Annotated in this window: 23 protein-coding genes and 1 pseudogene; 11 read left to right on the plus strand and 13 right to left on the minus strand. The window is 44.4% G+C overall.

Annotation, left to right across the window (positions count from 1 at the left end; all coding sequences use genetic code 11):
• Window positions 1-12 precede the first annotated feature (12 nt).
• The 7 genes and pseudogenes from E4T81_RS00670 to E4T81_RS00705 all read left to right on the plus strand — a co-directional run bounded on the left by E4T81_RS00670 (window position 13) and on the right by E4T81_RS00705 (window position 7,086).
• The gene (locus E4T81_RS00670; RefSeq protein ID WP_135040542.1) at window positions 13-645 is read left to right on the plus strand and encodes a TerD family protein; all 633 of its coding nucleotides are present in this window, start codon (window positions 13-15) and stop codon (window positions 643-645) included.
• Window positions 646-653: 8 nt separating this feature from the next.
• Complete coding sequence (locus E4T81_RS00675) at window positions 654-1,277, plus strand: TerD family protein (protein WP_135040544.1); 624 nt, start codon at window positions 654-656, stop codon at window positions 1,275-1,277.
• Window positions 1,278-1,289: 12 nt separating this feature from the next.
• Entirely contained in the window at window positions 1,290-1,943 is a 654-nt protein-coding gene (locus tag E4T81_RS00680; RefSeq protein ID WP_135040546.1) for a hypothetical protein, read from the plus strand.
• Between the two features lie 85 nt (window positions 1,944-2,028).
• Window positions 2,029-4,881: a cation-translocating P-type ATPase gene (locus E4T81_RS00685; protein ID WP_135040548.1), complete on the plus strand. Its 2,853-nt coding sequence runs from the start codon at window positions 2,029-2,031 to the stop codon at window positions 4,879-4,881.
• Between the two features lie 61 nt (window positions 4,882-4,942).
• Window positions 4,943-5,395: pseudogene (locus E4T81_RS16045) on the plus strand (DUF1810 domain-containing protein).
• Complete coding sequence (locus tag E4T81_RS00700; protein ID WP_135040554.1) at window positions 5,392-5,706, plus strand: DUF6804 family protein; 315 nt, start codon at window positions 5,392-5,394, stop codon at window positions 5,704-5,706. The pseudogene E4T81_RS16045 and the gene E4T81_RS00700 overlap by 4 nt, the downstream one beginning before the upstream one ends.
• Before the next feature lie 57 nt (window positions 5,707-5,763).
• Complete coding sequence (locus E4T81_RS00705) at window positions 5,764-7,086, plus strand: vancomycin high temperature exclusion protein (protein WP_135040556.1); 1,323 nt, start codon at window positions 5,764-5,766, stop codon at window positions 7,084-7,086.
• 19 nt (window positions 7,087-7,105) lie between these two features.
• Here the strand turns inward: E4T81_RS00705 and E4T81_RS00710 are convergent, their stop codons facing one another.
• The 3 genes from E4T81_RS00710 to E4T81_RS00720 form a co-directional block, all read right to left on the minus strand.
• The gene (locus E4T81_RS00710; protein WP_245206969.1) at window positions 7,106-7,468 is read right to left on the minus strand and encodes a transposase; all 363 of its coding nucleotides are present in this window, start codon (window positions 7,466-7,468) and stop codon (window positions 7,106-7,108) included.
• A 39-nt stretch (window positions 7,469-7,507) separates the two neighbouring features.
• Window positions 7,508-8,035, minus strand: coding sequence for a hypothetical protein (locus E4T81_RS15830; protein ID WP_245206970.1), 528 nt, complete (start codon window positions 8,033-8,035; stop codon window positions 7,508-7,510).
• A 223-nt stretch (window positions 8,036-8,258) separates the two neighbouring features.
• Complete coding sequence (locus E4T81_RS00720) at window positions 8,259-9,188, minus strand: site-specific integrase (protein WP_135040558.1); 930 nt, start codon at window positions 9,186-9,188, stop codon at window positions 8,259-8,261.
• A gap of 86 nt (window positions 9,189-9,274) precedes the next feature.
• Here E4T81_RS00720 and E4T81_RS00725 point away from each other — a divergent pair, with 86 nt between their 5' ends.
• Entirely contained in the window at window positions 9,275-10,342 is a 1,068-nt protein-coding gene (locus E4T81_RS00725; RefSeq protein WP_135040561.1) for a restriction endonuclease subunit S, read from the plus strand.
• On the opposite strand, the gene E4T81_RS00730 is transcribed toward E4T81_RS00725, so the two are convergent.
• The 10 genes from E4T81_RS00730 to E4T81_RS00775 form a co-directional block, all read right to left on the minus strand.
• Window positions 10,335-10,958 carry a restriction endonuclease subunit S gene (locus E4T81_RS00730; RefSeq protein WP_135040563.1) on the minus strand — a complete coding sequence of 208 codons (624 nt, stop codon included), beginning with the start codon at window positions 10,956-10,958 and terminating at the stop codon, window positions 10,335-10,337. The two genes, E4T81_RS00725 and E4T81_RS00730, sit on opposite strands and share 8 nt — an antisense overlap.
• A gap of 26 nt (window positions 10,959-10,984) precedes the next feature.
• A complete protein-coding gene (locus tag E4T81_RS00735) occupies window positions 10,985-12,196 on the minus strand; it encodes a restriction endonuclease subunit S (RefSeq protein WP_135040565.1) in 1,212 nt (403 codons plus the stop codon).
• Between the two features lie 38 nt (window positions 12,197-12,234).
• The gene (locus tag E4T81_RS00740) at window positions 12,235-13,779 is read right to left on the minus strand and encodes a type I restriction-modification system subunit M (RefSeq protein ID WP_135040567.1); all 1,545 of its coding nucleotides are present in this window, start codon (window positions 13,777-13,779) and stop codon (window positions 12,235-12,237) included.
• Between the two features lie 3 nt (window positions 13,780-13,782).
• Window positions 13,783-16,602 (minus strand): type I restriction endonuclease subunit R, encoded by a 2,820-nt coding sequence (locus E4T81_RS00745; RefSeq protein ID WP_135040569.1) that lies wholly within the window; start codon window positions 16,600-16,602, stop codon window positions 13,783-13,785.
• Between the two features lie 323 nt (window positions 16,603-16,925).
• Window positions 16,926-17,147 carry a hypothetical protein gene (locus tag E4T81_RS00750; RefSeq protein ID WP_135040571.1) on the minus strand — a complete coding sequence of 74 codons (222 nt, stop codon included), beginning with the start codon at window positions 17,145-17,147 and terminating at the stop codon, window positions 16,926-16,928.
• The gene (locus E4T81_RS00755; RefSeq protein ID WP_135040573.1) at window positions 17,144-17,632 is read right to left on the minus strand and encodes a DUF3990 domain-containing protein; all 489 of its coding nucleotides are present in this window, start codon (window positions 17,630-17,632) and stop codon (window positions 17,144-17,146) included. Before E4T81_RS00755 ends, E4T81_RS00750 begins: the two co-directional genes overlap by 4 nt.
• A complete protein-coding gene (locus tag E4T81_RS00760; RefSeq protein WP_135040575.1) occupies window positions 17,629-17,853 on the minus strand; it encodes a DUF3791 domain-containing protein in 225 nt (74 codons plus the stop codon). Before E4T81_RS00760 ends, E4T81_RS00755 begins: the two co-directional genes overlap by 4 nt.
• A gap of 2 nt (window positions 17,854-17,855) precedes the next feature.
• The gene (locus tag E4T81_RS00765) at window positions 17,856-18,065 is read right to left on the minus strand and encodes a helix-turn-helix transcriptional regulator (RefSeq protein ID WP_123398420.1); all 210 of its coding nucleotides are present in this window, start codon (window positions 18,063-18,065) and stop codon (window positions 17,856-17,858) included.
• 171 nt (window positions 18,066-18,236) lie between these two features.
• A complete protein-coding gene (locus E4T81_RS00770) occupies window positions 18,237-18,989 on the minus strand; it encodes a hypothetical protein (protein WP_135040577.1) in 753 nt (250 codons plus the stop codon).
• Window positions 18,990-18,991: 2 nt separating this feature from the next.
• On the minus strand, window positions 18,992-19,681 hold the full coding sequence (locus tag E4T81_RS00775; protein ID WP_135040579.1) for a hypothetical protein: 690 nt from the start codon (window positions 19,679-19,681) through the stop codon (window positions 18,992-18,994).
• Window positions 19,682-20,154: 473 nt separating this feature from the next.
• Between E4T81_RS00775 and E4T81_RS00780 the strand changes: the two genes are divergently transcribed.
• The 3 genes from E4T81_RS00780 to E4T81_RS00790 are packed head-to-tail and all read left to right on the plus strand — an operon-like array spanning window position 20,155 to window position 23,122.
• The gene (locus E4T81_RS00780; protein ID WP_135040581.1) at window positions 20,155-20,433 is read left to right on the plus strand and encodes a hypothetical protein; all 279 of its coding nucleotides are present in this window, start codon (window positions 20,155-20,157) and stop codon (window positions 20,431-20,433) included.
• A 12-nt stretch (window positions 20,434-20,445) separates the two neighbouring features.
• Window positions 20,446-21,582: a site-specific integrase gene (locus tag E4T81_RS00785; RefSeq protein ID WP_256371504.1), complete on the plus strand. Its 1,137-nt coding sequence runs from the start codon at window positions 20,446-20,448 to the stop codon at window positions 21,580-21,582.
• Between the two features lie 31 nt (window positions 21,583-21,613).
• Entirely contained in the window at window positions 21,614-23,122 is a 1,509-nt protein-coding gene (locus E4T81_RS00790) for an ATP-binding protein (protein ID WP_135040585.1), read from the plus strand.
• Window positions 23,123-23,239 lie beyond the last annotated feature (117 nt).

The raw sequence follows: 23,239 nt of genomic DNA on the forward strand, positions 1-23,239 counted from the left end.
ATATCAACAACAATGGCAAAAAAATTCGACCTTTCAAAAGGTGAAAAGTTCTCACTCGGCAAAGGTGATGAGCTTTCAGCAATTCAGGTTGACCTGAATTGGAAATCAGGTGCAGACCTTGATGCATCCGCGTTCCTCCTTAACGATGATGGTGTAATAACCGAAGATGCTGACTTTGTTTATTACAAGTCCAACAACCGTTCCGAAGCTTACGACCGCACAAAATTCGGCAGCAAGAAAAACTGGCGTGACAACACAGTCCCTGTCAGCTTCGATGGCTCAGTAGTGGGTTCCGCTGATGACCTTGGTGATGGAGAGGATGATGGCGGCGAGGAAGCCGGCGAAACCATGCACGTTGACCTTTCCAAGGTTCGTCCCGAAATCACAGAAATAGTCTTCTGCGTAACCATTTACGATGAGGAAGGTAAAACAACATTCAAGAATGTTCGAGATCCTCAAATCGTTATCACAAACGAAGAAACTGGCGAAGAACTGTGTTCCTACAATCTCAAAGAGCACTTCTCATCTGAGACAGCTGTAGTTGCCGGTGCTCTCGTTCTTAACGAAGATGGAGACTGGGAGTTTGAGGCTATAGGCAAAGGCTACGATGGTGGGCTTCAAACCCTTGTTGACATGTACCAGTAAAGTAAGCTATGGGTAAATTCAACCTCAAAAAACTCGATGGTGGCGATAGATTTGCCCTATCGAAAAGTCTTGGCCTCGACAACATCCGTGTCGAGCTTACATGGCAAAAAGGGGATTTAGACACGCAAGCTTGGCTTCTGAACCTTGACGGAATCATTGTTAATGACGAGGGTTTCGTATTCTACAACTCTGTAAATCGTACTGAAAAGTTCGATCGCGCCAAATTTGGTAATAAGAAAAACTATCTTGATTCTACTCGTCCCATGAGTGCCGACGGAGCAGTCCTCGGAGCAAAAGACGAGATGGAAGGAGGTATTGAAACTATCAATATCTGCCTTGGCAAGATCGCTCCTGAAGTGCAAGAAGTTGCAATTCCCGCAACCGTATACGTCCCCAATGATGATAATGTCGAGACATTTGGCGAGGTTGAAAACGCCAAGATTACTGTTATCGATGAAGAATCCGGCGAGGCACTATGTTTCTACGAACTCAGCAAAGATTATAAATCCGAAGATGCACTCGTTGCCGCTCGCTTTATAATCAATGATGAGGGCGAATGGGAGTTTGAAGCAGTCGGCAATGGTTATAACGGTGGCTTGCAGACTCTTGTTGACATGTATACAGAAGAATAAAATTCATTCATTATGGCAAAACAAGACAAAAGTAAGTTTCAATTAAATAAAGGAACTGACCACGGATTCGACATTTCAAAGGGTGGGAAACGTAAATTCGACCTCTCTAAGGATGACGATGAACCGGTTGTTGCTCCTGTAGCACAACCACAACCAACAGATTCGGTTAATTCAGTTAACCCGACCCCCGAACCAGAAGAGAAAAAGAATGGCAAGTGGCTTTGGGTAATACTGGCTATAATTGTTATCATTCTTCTGATTTGGTGGTTGCTTCCCGGTAAATCAACAGAATCCTCACCTATAGTTGAGAAAGAAACTATTGAGGAGGTAACAACACCCGCTGAAAATACTGAGGAAGTGTCCAATGAAGCAGAAATTCTTTCCGGAGGAGATGCTGTAGAAGAAAACGCCAATAATGACGAAAGTTCTAATCCATCAGAGGCTGTTGTAAATACTCAAGAGACCACCCCTGCCGCTCCCCAAACCACTAATAATGTTGCCACTAACAATGCTCCATCTGTCGTTTCCAATGACGTTGAGGCAGAAGCTATAAAAGTTATTCGTGGCGAGTATGGCATTGGACAAGAGCGTAAGGATAAGCTTGGTAAGCATTACGAAGCTATTCAACGCCGTGTTAATGAACTGAAACGAGAAGGCGCATTTTGACGCAGCCTGACGTATCCTTTGGGGTGAAGAGGTTGAGTTTACTTGGCTTCTTCACCCTATTTCTTAAACAATACTTCAATATTATATGCCAAATAATCACACTTATACTGGCTTGACCGACGCGGAAGTGTTGGAGAGCCGCAGAAAGAATGGCGTCAATATTCTGACGCCTCCAGAACAAGACCCTTGGTGGAAAGAGTTTTTAGATAAATTCTCCGATCCGCTGATTATTATCCTGTTGGTCGCAGGTGTGTTGTCCATCGGAATCTCATTTTATGAGTTTTTCGGACTTGGTCAGGACTGGAAAGTGTTCTTTGAACCAATCGGCATTTTTGTCGCTATCGGTCTTGCAACAACACTTGCCTTCATCTTTGAGCAGAAAGCCAACAAAGCCTTTAAGATTCTCAATCAGGTAAATGACGATGAGCTGGTTGAGGTGATGAGAAACGGCTCTATGACTACTATCCCCAGAAAAGATGTGGTTGTAGGTGACATAGTAATTCTTAATACCGGTGACGAGATACCCGCCGACGGAGAATTGCTTGATGCTGTTACGCTGAGTGTTGATGAATCAACTCTTACAGGAGAGCCTCTCTGTGCCAAGACCACCGACAAAGCACACTTTGACAAGGATGCAACCTATCCATCAAACCATGTAATGCGTGGTACAAAGGTCATGGAAGGTCATGGCATAATGCGCGTTCTCAAAGTGGGCGATGCTACCGAAATGGGCAAGGTATTTGAGGAAGCTCAGATTGATGACTCAGTCAAGACTCCTCTCAATGAGCAACTTGACGGTCTTGCTGACTGGATTACCAATGTAAGTTACATATTTGCCGGACTCATAATCGTCGGTCAGTTGATCCACTTCCTCGGTTGGGGTGCATGGCAGGCATGGACGTTAGTAATACCCGTGGCTCTGTTTTTCTGGCTTGTTATCAAGAAATTTGAAGACTGGTCAAAAGCCAAGTGTATTCTCACAATCGTAGGATTCTTCATCGTCTTCTTTGCTATGGTGATTGGAGCGTTCTCAATGCTCAATTCCGGTGCCGACAGTGCCATGTGGTCGCTCCTCCTTGCCCATACGCTCAAGACGCTGATGGTTGCCGTTACCCTTATCGTGGTTGCAGTGCCCGAAGGTCTGCCGATGGCAGTAACACTCTCTTTGGCATACTCGATGAGCCGTATGCTCAAGACCAACAACCTTGTCCGCAAGATGCACGCCTGTGAGACAATGGGTGCCACAACTGTGATTTGTACCGATAAGACCGGTACTCTGACTCAGAACCAGATGCAGGTTTACAAGACCAATTTCTTCGGTGAACCCTCTGACAAGGTTCTCTACGAAGGAATAGCAGTAAACTCGACCGCACAGCTCGACCTCTCAGGTGACAAACATCAAGTGCTTGGTAATCCTACCGAAGGCGCTCTGTTGCTTTGGCTCAAAGAGCGAGGCGCCAATTATCTTGACCTGCGCAATGGTGCAACCCGACTTGAAGAACTGCCGTTCACTACTGAACGTAAATATATGGCGACTGTCGTAAAATCTGCGACTGGAAAGAACATCCTCTATATCAAAGGGGCTCCAGAAATAGTATTCAGTATGTGCAAGAACACCCATGGGGTTACAAAGGCTGAAATTGACGCACAGCTGCTTGAATATCAGAATCAGGCAATGCGCACTCTCGGCTTTGCATATCAGGAACTTGACGATAAGGACGCAACAATCGCTGACGGCAAAGTGGTTGCCGATAACCTGACGTTCCTTGGGATTGTTGCAATCTCTGACCCTGTCCGTATTGACGTGCCCGACGCGGTCTTTGAGGTTATTGATGCCGGAATCAAAGTTAAGATTGTAACCGGTGACACTCCCGGAACTGCAAAAGAAATCGGTCGTCAAATTGGTCTTTGGAACGATGTGACAGATACTGACCGCAATATCATCACCGGTACGGAATTTGCCGAACTTTCCGATAAGCAACTAAAGGAGCGTGTGGGCGAACTTAAAATCATTGCCCGCGCCCGACCTATGGACAAGAAGCGTCTCGTAGAGGCTCTGCAGGCCAACAACGAAGTTGTTGCCGTAACAGGAGACGGAACAAATGACGCTCCTGCGCTCAAAACCGCCCATGTCGGTCTTTCGATGGGCGACGGCACATCTGTTGCCAAAGAAGCATCCGACATCACCATCATCGACAACTCATTCTCTTCAATCGGTCGTGCCGTGATGTGGGGTCGCTCCCTCTACAAGAATATCCAGCGTTTCCTCCTGTTCCAGCTCACGGTCAATGTCGCAGCCTGTTTCCTCGTGCTTTTCGGATCATTCATGGGAACAGAATCGCCCCTTACCGTTACGCAGATGCTCTGGGTAAACCTCATCATGGATACCTTCGGAGCAATGGCCCTTGCATCACTTCCTCCCTCTCAGAGAGTGATGGATGAAAAGCCCCGTAAGCGTGAAGCCTCCATTCTCTCAAAACCGATGCTATGGGAGCTATGCAGTGTAGGCTTTATCTTCTTTGCCATCACCCTTGGATTCTATTGGCTTTTCAACCATGCAGAGGTCACCTCTATACCGCAAATGTTCCATACCACAATAGGTTCTGCAGCGGAAATGACACCATACGAAGCAACGCTCTTGTTCTCGATATTCGTATGGACACACTTCTGGTATATGTTCAATGCCCGTAGCTTCGAGACTGGCGAAAGCGTGTTCAAGCTGAAAATGAGCCAAGGCTTCTGGACTATTGTTGGCATTATAGTTATCGGTCAGCTGTTTATTACCGAGATTGCATACGAGTTCTTCAACGTAGAGCCGATGCTTCATACCCTTGACTGGAGTTTCAATCCCTCGGGAGCACTCGACCTTGCAATCATCGTAGTAGTATCATCGCTTGTCCTTTGGGTAAGAGAAATATACAGACTGTTCAAGAAATAAAATTTGAAACCCCGATAGCGCATCGGGGCTATCCCGGTGCGCTATCTTAACAAATACACTTATGGTTAAACTGCGTCATTTTGAATGGGAAAATGAGTTGACTGACGATGTATGTCGGTTCGTTAAAGCTCATGAGAGTATGTATAAAACGGCTCTCTATGAAGTACGTAATGGCAAAAAAGAATCACATTGGATTTGATATACTCTTCCTCAATTACGTGGTTTGGGACAATCATATAATGCGCATTATTACGGTATTAGTGGATTAGATGAGGCTCGAAAATATCTAGAGAATCCTATTCTGTCAGCTCACATGAATGATATTCTAAATGAACTTCTTAATCTCTCTACAAACAATCCAGAAGACATTTTTGGAAAATTAGATGCTCAAAAGTTAAAGTCCTCAATGACACTTTTTGATTTAGTAGCACCTGACGGCGTATATTCTCGTATTCTCGACAAATTCTTCAATGGAAAAAGGGATAATCGTACATTATATCTTATAAAGTCGTGAAAACTCAATTGATCTCACATCTTTCTACTTTAGAAAAAGCATCTGTAGTTTTAGCAATAGCGTTAATTCTGTGTCTGCTTCCTCTTCCTTACGGGTTTTATACAATCATTCGTCTTGCAACCGCCGTCATTGCAGGATGCTGGGCATATCATTTCTATAACCGAAGGATGACTTCGTTTGCTATTACAGCTGGAGCTATAGCTTTATTATATCAGCCTTTCCTGAAAATCACCCTTGACCGCTTGACATGGAATATTATTGATGTTATATTTGCAGGTCTAATTGTACTCATTATCTTTAAGAAGAAATAGACAGGATATTATGAAGAGTACTAATGTCTGTGTTTCAAATATTACTTATTAAGACTTATGAAGAAAAAAGTTTGCATAGTAGTTGGAATCATATTGTTCATAATACTTTGCGCAATTTTTGTATGTGACCAATCCGTGGCATATAATGCAAAGGGGCGGCTATATGAAAACGTAGATAGTATTCCGCATCGTAATGTAGGTCTTATTCTTGGGACATCGCCAATTTCAACCTGGACTGGGCGTAGGAACTATTATTTTGACCATCGGATTAAAGCCGGAGCAGATCTATATAAAGCCGGTAAGGTTGATTGGCTTGTCGTCAGTGGCGGAGATTACCGTAACACTGAGAATGGATATGACGAGCCTGTTGCCATGCGCGATTCCTTGATGAAGCAAGGCGTTGATTCTACACGGATTATTCTTGACTACGACGGTACACGTACTCTTAATTCTATTGCAAAAATGCGGGATGTGTATTGTCAGGACTCGATAACCATCATCTCTCAGAAATACCACAATGAACGAGCATTATATCAGGCGAAACATCTTGGAATTGAGGCAATAGGATTTAATGCCACGACTCCCGGGCGACGCACTTCATGGTGGCGGAATCGCGGCAGAGAGGTTTTGGCACGCGTCAAGTTATTTATGGATATTATCCGAGGAGTCCATCCCGATATCAAGGAGCCAATGATCATAGATTTCACAAAGACTCAGCCTGATGTACTTTCCATTTCACATATCAAAACCGAATATGGCGATTTGATTTGTCTAAAACCCGATATGACTGGGCAGAAAATGGATATGATGTGTGGAGAAATTCCCTCGCCGGAGAACGATTCCATCATTTTAGCTTTTGCAGGTGCTTTTACCGGGACAGAGTTTGATAAAGGACACGCAAATGTGGCTGGAGATCACGTTGCAGGAGGCAAGCGTTTCAAGGGTTATCGATGCAAGCGTAATACCGGAGCATTTACATGGTCTTCGCCTTCCGGGCCACAATTCCATTACAAAGATTATACCTCTGCTTTGGATAGTGCTGCACAAGAAGGTGGCATGGGCTTCGCGCAAGAAATGATGATTCACAATGGCAACGCTGTTAAGACAACACGCCCTCTTAGAAATATAAACGTGTTCCGCGCCTTATGTCTTGATTCCGACAATCAGTTGGCTCTCTATGAAAGTCAAGGTATCGTCACCTTTGGAAATTTCATTGACGCATTACTCTCTCAGGGTGTGAAAGAGGCGTTATACACCGATATGGGACAAGGCTGGAATTACTGTTTCTATCGCGTCAACCAGTCAGAAAAATCTCCCAAATATCTTCACTCCATATCATTACCTTATGCATCCAATTTAATTGTAATTAAAATTATATAGGATAAGTAAGTCGTAAAAATTAATTTATACTAAGCCGCATGGGCAAAATTGATATTGAGTTCAGATCGAAGTGCAGCCAATGCACGGTTGGTTGCATAGAGCAGGGAATCTGTGGAGCAATAATCCGCAGGTCTGAGCCATTGCCCTTGAGAATTCTCCAAAGCGTCTCGGCGATATTCAGATGCGGGCTGTATGGCGGCAGGAAAAAGAGATACAATCCACGCTTCTCCCAGATAGACCGAAGCTCCCGCATGAGTTTGCATCTGTGGACGCTCGCATTGTCAAGAACCACGAAAGTGTTCTTGCGGATACGGAGCGAAAGCCTGTCAAGGAAGTCAGCGACCTTGTCGGCGGTCATGTTCTCGGTGGTAGAGAACCTCATACCGATTATTTCGGTCGATCATTCCGAAAATATTGAGTCTCAGACCTCTTTCAGATGGAATATAGACATCTTCACCGCGGAACTGCCATCCGTGTAGCGCATATTCCTCAGTGCAGATGTGGCTTTCATCTCCATAATGAATGTCGATGAGACCATCTTTTCCTGTTGTACGAGTTCTTGCAGCTTATCGGTCTTATGCGCATAGAGTTGCGGCGAGGGTTTCCCCTTTGGACGTTTCCTTATACGTCTATATCCCGCGCCAAGGCGGATAAAAAAGCCATGAAGGTACTCTCGGAGGCTTCTTCCCCCGGAAGCTTGCTGCCATGCCTCTTTCGCTTTCTTCACGCTCTGCCTGTCGTTCTCTATGGCTTTGCGTACCGACTCTTCGTCCGAGCAGTCCATTATTGGCTTCCGACCTCGTCCGGGACGTGTTTCCAGTCCTTTGATTCCTTCGGTCTCGAAGCGTTTCACCCGGGAATTGACTGATATATGGGTCATGTCGGTCTGTTCTCCAACCTGTTCCGAAGTCAGGCCGGTGGATTTCTGAAGCACTGCGCGACAGCGCATGCGGTATGCGTGGCTCTTGCCTTGGCGAAAGCCTTCCTCTAATTGCAGACTTTGCTGGTCTGTCAGTTGTATAACTTTGATTTTTGCGATAGCGATGTGTCTTTATGTGTTTACACAACGATACGAAAAAATTTTGATATAAATTAATTTTCAACATATATATATATACCGCCATTTAATCCGTCAATAATTTGACTGAATATATGGCGGTATATTTTGACTGTCAGAGGGAGCGGAGCATCTTGTCGATGCACTTCTTCTTTTGCTCTGCTCCGGGATGGACATAGAGGTTGAGGGTCGTAGAGATGTCGGCATGGCCGAGAATGACGCTGACGGTCTTGTAGTCGCAGTTGCTTTCGATGCAGCGTGTGGCGAAACTATGTCGAAGTCCGTGGAATTTCAGCGGCGGTATGCCAAGCTGCTTCATCAGCTTCATGTAATAGTTGCGGTAGGTGCGCGGCTCAATGGGGTGCGACTCGTTGCTTATGACGTAGTAGTCGCCGTTGACCACCTTTTTCAAAGGTCGTATCATCGTCATAAGGGTTTTGTTTAGGGGTATCTCGCGGGTGGAGTTTGCGGTCTTGGGTGTGTTGACCACAATCTGAGTGTGTTTGGTGCCGTCATCTTCGAGAACATAAATTCTCTCTACCGTGCGCTGCACTGCCAGCATGGAGCGTTCAATGTCGAGATCGCTCCATTTCAAGCCGCAAACTTCGCCGATGCGTAGACCGGTAGTAAGGCAGATGTATATGCCGAGATTGCGGAATGTGAAGTTCTGACTGATGTAGTCCAGAATCTTGCGGTGGTTTGCTGCTGTCAGGACTTCTATGTCCTGTTTATCGGGAGCGGTCGGATATTTGATATCCCACTCGTAGTGCTGGAGATAACCGCGTTTCTCACCGAACCGGACTATCATTTTTAGGACTATGAGTATGTCCTTGACGTACTTCTGACTCAGACCGGTGTTAAGTCGGTCGATTACAAACGACTGCACATCCACTTCGGTCACGTCATAAAGACTGCCGAAAGTCGGAAGGATTTGATTTTCTACTATCAGCGCGTAGGCTGAGTATGTGGATTGCTTCACATACTGTCGCTTGTCCTTTTTCCAAAGGATAGCGAGGTCTTTGATGGTGATTTTTTCTTTTTCCATATTCGATGAAATGAATTGATTAGGATAATTAAAGAAAAAATCGCTCCAATTCGCCCGCTGAGAGAGCGCAAGGCAACGCTCCCGCTCTGCGCTTCCCCGGCTTCACCGAGCCGTGGAAGAAACTTAAGTTCAAAGAAATTCTAAAAATTGGGAATGGTAAAGATTATAAACATTTGGAAAAAGGTGATGTTCCTGTGTTCGGTTCTGGAGGCTTAATGACCAGAGTTAATCAAGCTCTTTTTGTGGGAGAAACTGTTTTCATTGGAAGAAAAGGCTCGATAGATCGCCCGTTTTATTATAATGGTGCATTTTGGACTGTTGATACATTGTTCTATACCCACTCATTTTCTGGTGTGTATCCGCGTTTCGTGCTGTATCTTTTCCAAAATATAGACTGGTATAAATATAATGAAGCATCAGGAGTTCCAAGCTTATCAAAAAAAACAATTGAAAATATTGAATGTAGTATCCCGTCTATACACGAACAGAGAAAATTAATAAAATTGATATCGCTAATTGACGAGCGCATTGCGACCCAAAGGAGGCTGATTGAGGATTTGGAAAAACTAAAGTCCTCAATTGTAGACAGAGTATTCTCAGACGTGAGCGGTGAAGTCGTTAAATATCGTGACGTATTAGAGGTCTCAAATCTACGCAATGATGGCAAAGCTGATTATAGTATATTGTCAGCCAGCCAAGAGTTTGGAATGATTGAGAGAGAAAGCCTTGATATTGATATAAAGGCAGAAGCGAAGTCAGTAAAGGCTTATAAGCGAGTTCATGCTGGAGATTATATTTTGCATCTTCGCAGCTTTCAAGGAGGGCTTGCCTTTGCCGAAGTTGAAGGCATTTGCAGCCCAGCTTATACGATTCTTCGACCAAATAAAAGATTGGAGTATGGCTATCTGAAGGAATACTTCAACAGCCCAAAGTTTATAAAGTCTTTGGTTCTCGTCACCTATGGTATCAGAGATGGTAGGTCTATAAATGTAGATGAGTTTTTGGAGATGAACATTTCAATTCATTCCAAAAACAGACAAGCAGAAATAGTAAAAAACCTCTCCATGTTTAGTTTTAAGCTGAATGTTGAAGCCTCGATTCTGAATAGATACGAACAACAAAGAAGCTATTTCCTTAAAGAGATGTTTATATAAACAATTTTGTAAGTAGATAATTTCTTTGATAAGTGAAGTTGCTGAGTATTTCTTCTTCAGTGGATATTTTTTTGACAATCAATTGGAGTGCATTGAAAATCTTTATCTGATTCTCTTTGATAGGCAGGGAGAATTTCATGTTCATTAACGATGGCTTATGTAGATTAAATCTGGTACAGCCCTGTGCAAAAGGGATTATTTTTCTGCGAAAATATGATGTTGAAGTAAGGTATCCCAAATAGGGCGGATAGACCAACTCGGACTCTGGGATATGTATGCCAAAACAAAAACTATTTAAATATAGCTCTTTGTCATCTCCCATATATACCGCAGTATACCCGGTTTCTTCTGGAGTTTCCGATGATAGAGTAATTAGTAGATCTCCTTGTCGTACCTTGTTCTGTTTTTCTCCATCTCCAATCTCAACATAATCAAAATTGCAATCGGTTATTACTTGATTCTGATATACATTCAGATATGTGATGAAAGGTTTTCCTTTTCCAAAATCTTCGGCAGATTTCCCGGTCAACCCTCCATAATCGTTGCCAATTTCACTAAACGATATCTTGTAATTCGTGGTCAACGTCGCATATAGTGTTTCATTTATTGAGGACATTGATTGAAATATATCCTCAATCTATGTCACACGAACATCTTAGAAAGAAAGTATTCTCGCTGAACTGTATAATTGGCTAAAACGGACTTTTCAAGAACAATCTTATGCGTAATCGTGTCCAAGCATTTTGCGAGGGTTAATGCTTCGCTTTCACTTGTTGGCAGAGGAACGCTATTTGCTAAAAATCCACTATTTGTGATGTTGATTGTATTTTTCGCACCTTTCTGAATTATTGGATGAAGATAGTTGAAAGTATTTACTTCACTCTCAAAGTAATATTCTAACAACATACCCATCCAATCATGTATGGGGACGAATACTCCATATAAAGGGGAAATGGCAGCTGGTTCTTTTTGAGTGTTGCGTTTGACTATGCCATATGGAAAACTTCCAGTCGGGCTTTTAGTGTATATAATATCCCCATAGCGGGCGACATTGTAGTGTCCGGTTTCTTTGGCTGCAAACGAGCGACCGAGATATTCTATTTGATTTACAACTCCCTCAGAAACCGATACCGAGCAAACATCATATCCATTATAGTTCCTTTCGCCTCGCTCGGTTAGAATTTCGGTTAACGTGGTAAATTTCCAAGACTTTTTGGATAATCCTTTTTTTATTGCATCTTGCAGTATAGCACTCCGTAGGGATATAAAATCCTCAATCAGCCTCCTTTGGGTAGCTATGCGCTCGTCAATTAAATCAATGAATTCTGCTATTTTGTTTTGCTCCCTTTCGCACGGAAAGAAAAACTCAAAGGAATTAAGGTCTGAAGACGTAATCTGATTAATCCTCGCTCCGAGGTTTTCAGAAACTTGAGCTTGGTAGCGTTTGGTATTAAGTTGGTGATGAATGAATCGGTTTTGATTACTGCGATACACCATCATAAAAGCTCCGAATGTTAGCCCACTAAGACTCTTCGGTATAATTGCATTCTTCCCAATTAAACGAGCACTACCATTTCGTGAGCAGATTAAAATATCATCTTCTTGCGTAAAAAGAGCTGGCCTTATCTTTTTGGAAACTCTTACTATGTCATTGAAATCTAATGCTCCATCCTGTATATTTGACGAGCGCAATACAATGATTCCATCCTCCTGAACAACATCTTTAGGGGAGTATGTCAGCCCTATAAGAGAAGTGCCTAAATCGCCAAGCGCAAATTTACTCCACGGATCGGTGAAGCCGGGGAAACGCAAAGCGGGCGAATTGGAGTTTTTGTTGTTTTCAGTGTCAGCCATCGGGATTTTCAATCTTTACGGTTCTACATTAAGGATTCTTATTCCACGATTCCAAGTTCGCGGAGATAGACCTCGATTTGCGCGTCGAGTTCTGAGCGTTTCGCTTCAAGTTCTTTGATTTCGGCCATTACAGCCTTGATGTCGATTTCTTCCTCTTCCTCGAATGTGTCCACATATCGGGGGATATTGAGGTTATAATCGTTGTCGGCTATTTCCTGAAGCGAAGCCAGATGGCTGTATTTTTCGATTTCAGTACGATTGCGATAGGTGTCGACAATCTTCTGTATGTGTTCAGGGCGCAGTTTGTTTTGCGTCTTAACCTTCTCAAACTCCCGGCTTGCATCTATAAAAAGAATGGAATCATCCTCTTTGCGGCATTTTTTGGCTACGATGATGCAGGTAGGTATTCCTGTGCCGTAGAAGATATTTGGAGGCAAACCTATAATAGCGTCAATGTAGTTCTTGTTCTCAATAAGATAACGGCGTATCTTTCCCTCGGCGTTGCCACGGAACAATACACCGTGAGGAGCTACACAGGCGAGTGTGCCGCCATCATTGAGGTGATGAATCATGTGCAGGATGAAAGCGTAGTCCGCTTTCGATTTCGGAGCCAGTGCCCCGGCTTTGCTGAAACGGTCATCGGAGTTGAATTTCTCCGCTGCGCTCCATTGAGCCGAAAATGGAGGATTTGCAACCACGGCATCAAACTCTCTGTCAGGAAAAGCATCCGCTTCAAGTGTGTCACCGTTTTCTATGGTGAAATCCTTGTACTTGACACCATGAAGGAGCATATTCATACGGGCAAGATTGAACGTGGTGGGGTTCTTCTCCTGTCCATAGATTGTGTCGGCATTGCCGTTGCGGGCTGTGCGTAGAAGAAGGGAGCCGGAACCGCAAGTAGGGTCATATACATCGCGCAGACGTGTCTTGCCGGTGGTCACGACTTCGGCGAGAATCTGGCTGACTTCCTGCGGAGTGTAGAATTCGCCGGCCTTCTTGCCGGCACCAGCGGCAAACTGTCCGATCATATACTCGTAGGCATCGCCGAGAATATCGATATCGGAGGCTTCGTTAAGTCCGAAGTCTATGCCGTTGAGGGCTACAAGCACGTTGGAAATTAGCGTATTTTTATCATCGGCAGACTTTCCCAACTTCGGCGAAGCGAGGTCAATATCAGAGAAAAGACCTCCGAAGTCCTCGTTGCTGTCCTGTCCGACCGTGCTGTCCTCAATTTTCTTCAGAGAGCGTTCAAGCTGAGGCAGAATGTTCTCTTTGCGGTCAATCGCATCGATTATACTCGAAAAAAGAAATTCCGGTTCGAGGAAATATCCGAGGTTGCTCAGACACTCGTCTTTTATGTCGGCTTTCAGCTCGGCATCGTCGCTTGCCCAAGCGTCCTTGAATGTGACGCCGTCCTCCGACAATATGTCATCGGCATACATTTCTATCTTCTCGGATAGGTATTTGTAGAATATGAATCCGAGGGTGAAATACATAAAATCGCTCGCCGACATATTGCCGCGAAGGTTGTTTGCCACAGTCCAAAGCTGACTGCGAAGCTGCTGTTGAAGTTCCTCGCTCATATATTATTCCCAGTTGTATATTTCTATAATTTTACGGAGTTTCTGAATAATGCGGTTGAACACGCTCCGGCGTTGTTTCAGACCGAGTTTCTTTTTCTTGATGGCATCCTGAAGTATCTCGTCTTTCTCGCGATGGAGATAGTCGTATTCCTCCATGAATTTATGAAGTGCCGCTCGGTCTATTTGTTCCTCCTCGGCAAGTTGCTCTACGGCTCGGTCTTTTGCCTTGCGTACATATTCCACCAGCCGGGATTCAAGATCTATGGTGCCGTCAGCCTTCGACCGCTGGAACTCATCCTGATTGGCATCGACATTTTCGCTGATAAACCCGTCGATAAGCTCAGCCTTGCTTCGCATCTCGGCATCACGAATCATCGTGTCAAGAATTTCCCTGCGTTTTTCTGAATAATCTTCGCTTGTCGGGTCAAGGTCGTGTATCAGAGCGAGGATATAAGCCACGTTGATAACATCGCTGTGGAGCAATTCGAGGCAGAAGTCAATATCTTCAAGCGTCGTTTCCGGATCATCGCCATAAGCGGCGGCGGGTTCTGCGGCTACTTTTGCCGGTTTGGCACCGAAGTTCTGGGCAATGTCAAGATACTTGCTGCGGAAATCCTGAAACTCCTGCTCCGTCATTATGAAAGAAATATCCGAAGGAGAATATTCCTCATAAATCTGCATTTCTGCATGTTTCTTGATTATGTCGCGGAAAGCAAGCACAAACGCCACTTTGTCGTTCTCGCTTTCAAGATTGTCTATCTCATCGATATTCGGGTATTTCGACAGGAACTGTTCAGTCTTTTCAATGTATTCGCGCTTGACATCCTTGAATGGCGGGCGCACTATATCCTCGATAGGATTATTGTCGGAAAACAGCTTTATAGACGCATCTACGTTGCTTTTGAGGTCGCGGAAGCAGATTACCTTGCCGAATCGTTTTTTCTCATTCAGCACGCGGTTTGTGCGACTGAATGCCTGCAACAGTCCGTGATATTCAAGATTTTTATCGACATAGAGAGTGTTGAGTTTCTTGGCATCGAACCCGGTAAGGAACATACCGACGACAAGCAACAAGTCCAGCGGCTTCATCTTCGGGTCTTTCTTCTTCATCCTCTTGTTGATATCATCATAGTAGAGTCCGAAGTTTTCTACCGAATGGGATGTGCCGAAGGTATTGTTGTAGTCATCTATAATTTCCTGCATCTCATCGGCCGCAACTTTCGGGTTTGCAAAACCACGGTTCATGCCGGTGGCTTCATCATCCTGACTGCCGTTTGCCGCGTATGTGAATATCGCACCGATTTTGATATCGGAGTTCAACTCCTTGAAAATTTTGTAGTAGCGCAAAAGCATCGGCACGGACTGAACGGCAAATAGAGCGTTGTACTCGCCATCAAAAGTGGATTTGCTGAAGTTGTTGAGTATAAACCGTGCGACTTCACGCATACGGCTCTCGCTTTCAGGATCAAATTCAGCGTTGCCGGTGTAATATTCAACAAGGAAGCCCAATACATTGTCGTCGGCAATCGCATCTTTGATCAGATACTTATGCAGACAATTACCGAAAATTTCTTTGGTTGTACGGTCATTTTTAGAGTTTTCTACGAATATCGGAGTGCCGGTGAAACCAAATATCTGAAGATTGTTGAAGAAATTGACGATATTCTTGTGACTCTCTCCGAAATGGCTTCGATGACACTCATCAAAAATCATCACGACCTTTTTGTCACGCACTTCCTGAATATGGCGGTTATAATAATCTTTTGTGACCGCACAATTCAGCTTTTGGATAGTGGTTATTATGATTTTTGAATCGCTGCCGAGACGCTGAATCAGCTCTTTGGTATTGTCTGTGCCATCAACGGCTCCCGGCTCAAAAGCTTCATATTCAGCTTGAGTCTGTGTGTCGAGGTCGTGACGGTCAACGACAAAAAGAACCTTGTCAATTTCATCGACCTCCGAGACGAGCTGTGCCGCCTTAAACGAAGTCAAGGTTTTTCCTGCCCCGGTTGTATGCCATATATATCCGTTGTCGTTGCTGTTGACAACCCGGTCAAGAATCTCCTCAACAGCATAATATTGATATGGGCGCAAAACCATCAGGCATTTGTCTCCTTCATGGAGTACTATATATTTGCTGATTATTTTGCCAAGTGTACACGGGTCAAAAAATTCAGCAGCGAAAAGGCTGAGTTGGTTGAACGGATTATTTTTCCTGTCAGTCCAGTTAAACGTGAACTTGTAACCACTGTTGGGGTTATTGGCAAAATAGCGTGTGTTCACGCCGTTGGAAATCACGAAAATCTGAATATAGTTGAACAGGCCGTGGAACGATGTCTTGTGGTAGCGTTGAACCTGATTGTATGCCTGTTTCAGTTCCACTCCACGTTTCTTCAGCTCAATCTGCACCAAAGGCAGACCGTTAATCAATATAGTAACGTCATAGCGACATTGGCGACGACCTTCTACTGTAATCTGGTTGGAAACTTGAAATTCATTCTGACACCATTTTTGACGGTTTAGAAATTCGAGCCATACACGCTGCCCGTTATCAAGTTCTAATGGCAGTAGATCTCGCAACTTCTTGGCTTTCTCAAACGTTGTACCGCCTTCAAGATAGAGCATGACCTTATTGAACTCATTATCTGTAAGTTCTGTTCGACCATGCGACGCAAGCTCTTTGGCATTGTGTTTCTCCAACTGTCGTTTGAAATTGGATATAAGGTTGGCTTCCTCATTGATTTCAACGTATTCATACGCCATATCAGTGAGGGTCTTTATCAAGCCTTTTTCCAGTGCATCTTCGCTTTGAGTAAGTGCCATCTAAAAATAATAAAACTCCGGGGCAGTTTTCTGAGGGCTGACCGAGCCTGTAACGACTGCTTTGGAGTTTTGGGATTTGTTTGGATTAGCGGAATTGCTTCCGTTAAGTCTTAATCGTTTCGGTCATCTTCAGAATTATGAGGTTACTATATTGCAAAATTAGCGAAATTTTTTGAGATGGCATTTGAATATGCTTGGAAATTTGAGCTTACTTATGAGATTAAGGGTTAAGGGTTATATTATGCATCCCAACTAAAGAACCCGGGTATTTTCTCGCAATTGGAGATTAACCCCATAACTCTCATTCCAAGATTCAAAAGGTGCTATGCGACTTTGCCGGTTTCGATTTCGGATTTGAGGAACTGGAAGATATAGACTGCCCCCTGATAGTAGAGACCACATTCGGGGTCGTTGAGTTTCGCGAAAGTGGTTGATAAATAAAGCTCGTCAAGGGCGCGGTGTATGTCCCAGCCATATTCTGCCATAAGCATTTCAGTGAGTTCAGCCGCAAGGCATTCTATTTGGAACTGTATGTCTTGTGTCATAATTCGATGCGTTTTAAGAGTTGTATGGCTTTGGGTGTGCCGAAAAAGTATTGTACAGCATGGCCGCCCTTGAATCTCAGTTCTTCGACCAATGCAGATGCCGACAGATAGCCCATTATGAAACGGCGAATCTGAACGCCAACAGTATCATCGGCAATAGGCCCGATAACAATATCGTAAGGATGAGCCGGAATGTCGGAGTTGTTCTTGCGGTTCATCACCACAAATTCCGCCCATTCTTCGGAATAGTCAGGGAAAATCTTGATGTTAAGCCCGCCCCTTTTCGCTTCGTCTTCATCGAACTCAAAGCACGATAAAGTGGCGGCTCCTTCGCTGAGGAATCGGGTTGTCCGGACAGCCATTTCCATGGCTTGATCCGGATTGGCATTGAGATAGAAGCCCTGTCCGAAATCCTTGCCACGCTTACTGCGTGAGAGGTCAATATGCTCAATGGATACGTTTGACCCGTGATAGAGGCGTATCATAATTTCCCTCCTTCCCGTTGGCAAATGACCTGAAGGTCTGAAACAGCGTCATCAATGGAAAGGGTATGTTCGGCGGCATAACAGTCAAGAAGGAAATCTATGCCCGTGAAACGGCGCAGATATGCGTAGGCCTGCATATTGGAGAGATTATATCGCTGTGCGAAAGCTCCGACACAAGCCACCACATATTCAATTCTATTAAATATTTCTTTCTTGTCCATGACTATGCTTTATTGCTTACGATTAAATCTTTAACATCAATATCAAGTAACTCTGAAATCCTCACAAGCGTATCAAGGGAGGGCTGCATTTTGTTGGAGCACCATCGGGAAACCGTAGCTTCATTTTTACCGACTTGCTCGGCAAGCCATTTACCGGTTTTACCATTCTCAACCAATGCAACTTTTATCCTATTTATCTTCTGTGATTCCATTTCACTTGTTTTGCTTACTGATTACAATTCTTTGATCTTAAACGCAAATCTACAATTAAATTCTGAGATTACCACCAAAATAAAGATAAATTCTGCAACTACCCACAAAGATGCCAGACAATTATAGACAAAACACCGCCGAGAGGGTGGTGACTCTCGGCGGCGTTGGAATTAGTCTTCTGCTGGGCTGAAGTAGAGGAAAGTCTTGTCGAAATCTCCTTTTTGCTCCCAGTAGCGGATTACGTCTTTGATGCTATCTTGCTCATGGGACGTTCCTGTGAAGAAATCCTTTTCGTGATTCAATAGGAGTTGAAGTTCTTTTTCGCTCTTGTAGAGTGTACGCTCTCTGCGGTAGAGCCATTCGGTTTCGATAAGTCGGCTGTTCTGATTCAACAGATAGAAGAATCCATAACCGAAACCTCCGGCGGCGAGAAGTAGAACCGCAAAGATGGTATAGACCCAATGTGGGGTTGCACGCCACCATTGCCCCCAGATTATCGACTGGGCTTTGTAGCGCATGTCGTTTACCACGTCATAGAGCTTTCTTCGCTCATCCGCAAACTCCCTGCGGAATCCTTCATAAAGAGCGTCCTTGACCTTGTCTCCAAAATTGTCGGACAGTACATCCGCAACTCCTTTCGACAGACTACCCGGCAGTTGCTCCATGACTTTTTTGAGTGTGCCGTCGGTTGAGGTTGCCGTCAGCTTTTCATCAAGCAGTTTGCTGACGCTTTCATTGGTTGCTATGTTGTCGGGCAATTTCACCGTTATCGGCCCTGGATTGACTGCTTGTGGCGGTGGCGTTGCCTTTGCCTTTGCCTTGGTTTCGAGGGTCTCGATGCGTGTGCCGTGGTTGGTAACTGTCTTTTGCAGGTCGTCAATCTGCTCACCTTGTTTCTTGACGTCATCATATAGCTTTGACATATTCAGATTCTTCTTGATTTGCGTTTACGTCTGGCTTCTTCTTTCTTGATGGCGTTTTGAAACGCCTGTTCCTCCGGGTCGAAGCCGGGGCCGAGAGTGAACAGATTTCCGATTGCCCCGACGGTGGCTTCAAGCACATCTTCCACAAGTGAGGACTTTTGCGTCGGGGTATATTCAACGGTTACTTTGGGGCGCGTCGGAGCGTAATCAGACTGTTGTTGTCCGTGCCTGCGGTTGAAATCAAAGAGGTTGTTCAGGCGGCGATATGTGAAAGCACGGTCGATTTTAGACCCGTTGACCGTTATGTCTCTGTCGGTAAATTTCACACCGATGTGTTTGCCGGTGTTGTGGTCATCATGGAATTTCACCTCAATTCCTGCACAGGCGAGTCGGCGCGGGAACTCATCCCACGACTTACAGCCATAAATCGCCTGACTGATCCGCTCCTTGAATACCGGAATTCGGTCCTCGTATTTCTGTTTCAGCGGCGAGTATGTGAGTCCGTATTTGTCCTTGACAGCCTTGCAGATGACATCGTAAGAGCATCTGCCGTTGCGGTCAACATGCGAAGCCTTGAACTTCTGACCATCCTTGAAGTAGGAGAGGCCATAGACTTCGGTAGAACCCCGCCGGAATTTTTTCCGGACGGCAATGCCTTTCCGGGCGAGTTCACGCTGAAAACCTTTTCTCAAGATGATTAAAGAATTGACATTCGAAAATGATGTTTCCACTCAACTACGAAGAATCCAAATAGAAACGCAAAGTTTTTATGTTGCAGCTCGCTGAGTAAAAGTATTCCTCTCTTCTCGGAGGGGGACGCCTAAACGGTGGGGGTGGCGAGTCCGTCCCCAAGAGTGAACTCAGACAAAAGTATATGTTGTAGAGGTAAACAGCAATACAAAAAAAAGGAGGCCGAAGTCTACCTAAGATTAAGTAATTTTGTATTGCTAATTATGAAACACTTAATCTCGGAACAGAACCACCAACATTACTTTCTGATATTTTCAAATATATTTTAATTCTATTGAATATTAACGTGTTACTATTGGATATTTTTTAATTGAGTTTCTTTCTGTGTAAGGAAAAGTAAGATTTTTGCACGTTTTTGCACGTTAAAATTTATTCATTGTATCTTTGCTGGAAAAACCTTTATACTCTCCGAAAGATGGCAACATTTAGATTTGAACTCGACCATAAGCCGACTCGTAATAAGACTTACAACCTATATCTGATGGTGACGGCTGCGGGTAAACGCATAAAGAAGAAAACCGGTATTCAGTTGAAACGCATTGACGACTTCAACCCTCAATGCAAGGGTAACAACTGGATTCGTGCGAATGTTCCTGATGCAAAGGTCCTCGATGAGCAGTTGTGCCTTATGCTTGCACAAGCTAATGATGCTTATCAGGAATTAGCCTCAGATGGCGATGTGTCTTTCTGCTAAGGTTATAAAAATCTGGATGCGGAATATGTATCGCCATCTTTCTTAGCGTTTGCCCGAGAGCGTGCGCATATGATTTACGACAATGGCGACTGGCGCAACTGGCGTAAGTACTGCGGACTTATCAATAAGTTGGATGCATTCCGCAAGAAACGCCGCATGGCTGATATAGCCGTCGATGACCTGACCGTTGATTTGCTGACCAGTTTCGACAATTTTCTCCATAAATGGGAGAATGAGCGGGAATCGGGAAAACTTCTGCATCCCAATACAATTGAGGTGCAGTTTAATATCCTACGGACTCTTGTGCATAGGGCGATTGAGGTAGGAATAATGGAAGCGTCAAAGGATCCGTTTCTCATATTTAAATACAAGGGTGTAAAGACAACGAAGGAAAAACTGAGCGATACAGAGATGGAGCGTATCATCGCGCTCGAATTGGAAGAAGGATCGTTGATATGGCACTGTAAGAATTATTTCCTGTTCAGTTATTATTGCGCAGGTATCCGAGCCGCAGACCTGATTCAACACCGGTGGCGTAACGTCACTGAAAATGGTCGTTTGCACTACCAAATGGGCAAGAACCATAAAGACCGAGACCTCTTGCTTGTCGATCAGGCTTTGGATATACTTCGGTATTATCATAATGATGATGTCAAACAGGATGATTATATCTTCCCTTTGCTTGACAATGATGCACCGTTTGCAAAATTTGTCACCCAGGCAGATAAGGATAGAATAAAGCCGGTGTTGCGCCACCAGCTTTACCAGCAGATTTCAGCCAAGAATGCCCTCATCAATAAATATCTGAAAAAGATTGCGGAGAAGGCAGAAATCACAACGAATCTCACCATGCACATTAGCCGCCATGCCTTTGCACATATAGCGCAGGAGGCCGGAGCCGAATCGTCTGCCATAAAGAATATTCTCGGTCATAGCAATCTCGCCACAACCGAGCGATACATGGGCAGCTTCGATACATCCAAAACCGACAATACCCTGCGAACTCTTTTCAAAAAGAAGGCTGCGTTCAAGCATTCACAGCAAGAAGAAGCAGATAAAGCACTGTCTAAAGAAGAACAAGCTATCGAATTGCTAAAGGGTATGACCCCGGAACAAATCATGGCTGTCATTTCGGCAATCAACAAATAATGAGTAAATTTGCAGTCTAAACGACAAGTATATGTCTCTGACAAAAAATGAAATACGGTCGCTGTTGAGCGACATAGAGAATGAGCGCGTGGAGCGCACGTTATCCACCGATAACACCAAGAAAATGTCGGAGGCTATCTGCTCGTTTGCCAATGATATCCGCAACACGAAGAAACCGGGATGTTTTCTTATCGGTGCTGATGATAATGGCGTTCTCGACGGGCAGACTTTCACCGATGAACAATTGCGTTCATACGCAGGACTCCGTAATTCCGGAACGCTTCTTCCTCCACCGGCGATGATGGTCTACAAAGAGACGTTTCCTGAAGGCGAGGTTGCGGTTATTGAAGTTCAGCCAAGCGAAGACACCCCGGTCAGATATAAAGGTGTAATCTGGATTAGAATCGGAGCGAGGAAAGCGGAAGCGAACACGGAGGAGGAACGCATCCTGACCGAAAAAGGACAGATACACAGTTCTTCTTTCGATGGTCGTCCGTGCCGCGAGGCTACAATTGACAACATTGATGTCGAACTGTTCAAGAATGAGTATCTGCCAAAAGCTGTGTCTCCGGCAACATTGGCAAAGGACAAGCGCACGCCGATTCAGCAGATGGCATCATTGCGCCTTTTCGACACTCGATTTAATTGCCCCACCTATGCCGGACTCCTTTTATTGGGGCATGATCCGCAATATTTTATTCCGGGGGCATACATTCAGTATGTTAAGTTCGCGGGTACGACACGAGCCACAAAGGTTTTGAAAGAAAATCGATTCAAGGGCAATCTTATCTCAATGCTGAAGGAACTGGAATATTTCATCAAGTATTCAATCGAGAGCAAGCGCCCCGAATTTGTCAGCGTATTGCGCGAAGAGCCACGCATCAACTATCCGTGGGAGGCGATTCGTGAGCTCGCCATGAACGCCGTGATGCACCGAGCCTATAACGGCAACAACTCCCCGATAAAATTCTACGAGTATAGCGACCGCATAGAGATTGACAATCCGGGCAATCTATATGGTAAAGTTAACCTGGAGAACTTCCCCAATGAAACCGTCTATCGCAATCCCAACATAGCCGAGATAATGCTGAATCTCGGTTATGTCAACCGTTTCGGAAGCGGAGTGAATACCGTTTCGACACTTCTCGAAGAGAACAAAAGCAATCCTGCCGAGTTCCTTCTTGGTGACTACACGACCTTCAAGGTGGTTGTCCAGAACGCTGATGTCATAGAAAATAGCAACGATGTCATAGAAAAAAAGCCTAATGTCATAGTAAATGGCATAGAAAATGGCACCGATGGCACCGATAAATCTGAATTTGGCACTGATAATGGCACCGATGGCACCAATGAAATGTCTCGTGAAGATGCGATTGTGAATCTAATGCGTAAAAATAAGCGGATAAGTATTAAAGAAATCTCAGCTCAACTAAATATTCCGAGAAGAACCTTATTCCGAATTATTGATGCACTTAAGACTTCTAACCGAATAACAAGAGTCGGTTCTGAGAAATCCGGCACATGGGAAGTCATTGAATGAATATGGACCGACATCCACAATGGATCAAATCGTCGGTTGTGACTGACGATTTGGAAATAATAGTCGTTATCAGATAGATACATTTCGGTAATCGTGAATACCGAATTGGGAGAATAT

It is taken from the genome of Barnesiella sp. WM24 (genome assembly GCF_004570975.1).
Classification (GTDB): domain Bacteria; phylum Bacteroidota; class Bacteroidia; order Bacteroidales; family Muribaculaceae; genus Muribaculum.

What these genes read in the sequence shown, in the direction of transcription:
- E4T81_RS00670 (WP_135040542.1), top strand. Translation starts at nt 13, where the DNA reads ATGGCAAAAAAATTCGACCTTTCAAAAGGTGAAAAGTTCTCACTCGGC.
- E4T81_RS00675 (WP_135040544.1), top strand. Translation starts at nt 654, where the DNA reads ATGGGTAAATTCAACCTCAAAAAACTCGATGGTGGCGATAGATTTGCC.
- E4T81_RS00680 (WP_135040546.1), top strand. Translation starts at nt 1,290, where the DNA reads ATGGCAAAACAAGACAAAAGTAAGTTTCAATTAAATAAAGGAACTGAC.
- E4T81_RS00685 (WP_135040548.1), top strand. Translation starts at nt 2,029, where the DNA reads ATGCCAAATAATCACACTTATACTGGCTTGACCGACGCGGAAGTGTTG.
- E4T81_RS00705 (WP_135040556.1), top strand. Translation starts at nt 5,764, where the DNA reads ATGAAGAAAAAAGTTTGCATAGTAGTTGGAATCATATTGTTCATAATA.
- E4T81_RS00710 (WP_245206969.1), bottom strand. Translation starts at nt 7,468, where the DNA reads ATGAGGTTCTCTACCACCGAGAACATGACCGCCGACAAGGTCGCTGAC.
- E4T81_RS15830 (WP_245206970.1), bottom strand. Translation starts at nt 8,035, where the DNA reads ATGCGCTGTCGCGCAGTGCTTCAGAAATCCACCGGCCTGACTTCGGAA.
- E4T81_RS00720 (WP_135040558.1), bottom strand. Translation starts at nt 9,188, where the DNA reads ATGGAAAAAGAAAAAATCACCATCAAAGACCTCGCTATCCTTTGGAAA.
- E4T81_RS00730 (WP_135040563.1), bottom strand. Translation starts at nt 10,958, where the DNA reads ATGTCCTCAATAAATGAAACACTATATGCGACGTTGACCACGAATTAC.
- E4T81_RS00735 (WP_135040565.1), bottom strand. Translation starts at nt 12,196, where the DNA reads ATGGCTGACACTGAAAACAACAAAAACTCCAATTCGCCCGCTTTGCGT.
- E4T81_RS00740 (WP_135040567.1), bottom strand. Translation starts at nt 13,779, where the DNA reads ATGAGCGAGGAACTTCAACAGCAGCTTCGCAGTCAGCTTTGGACTGTG.
- E4T81_RS00745 (WP_135040569.1), bottom strand. Translation starts at nt 16,602, where the DNA reads ATGGCACTTACTCAAAGCGAAGATGCACTGGAAAAAGGCTTGATAAAG.
- E4T81_RS00750 (WP_135040571.1), bottom strand. Translation starts at nt 17,147, where the DNA reads ATGACACAAGACATACAGTTCCAAATAGAATGCCTTGCGGCTGAACTC.
- E4T81_RS00755 (WP_135040573.1), bottom strand. Translation starts at nt 17,632, where the DNA reads ATGATACGCCTCTATCACGGGTCAAACGTATCCATTGAGCATATTGAC.
- E4T81_RS00760 (WP_135040575.1), bottom strand. Translation starts at nt 17,853, where the DNA reads ATGGACAAGAAAGAAATATTTAATAGAATTGAATATGTGGTGGCTTGT.
- E4T81_RS00765 (WP_123398420.1), bottom strand. Translation starts at nt 18,065, where the DNA reads ATGGAATCACAGAAGATAAATAGGATAAAAGTTGCATTGGTTGAGAAT.
- E4T81_RS00770 (WP_135040577.1), bottom strand. Translation starts at nt 18,989, where the DNA reads ATGTCAAAGCTATATGATGACGTCAAGAAACAAGGTGAGCAGATTGAC.
- E4T81_RS00780 (WP_135040581.1), top strand. Translation starts at nt 20,155, where the DNA reads ATGGCAACATTTAGATTTGAACTCGACCATAAGCCGACTCGTAATAAG.
- E4T81_RS00790 (WP_135040585.1), top strand. Translation starts at nt 21,614, where the DNA reads ATGTCTCTGACAAAAAATGAAATACGGTCGCTGTTGAGCGACATAGAG.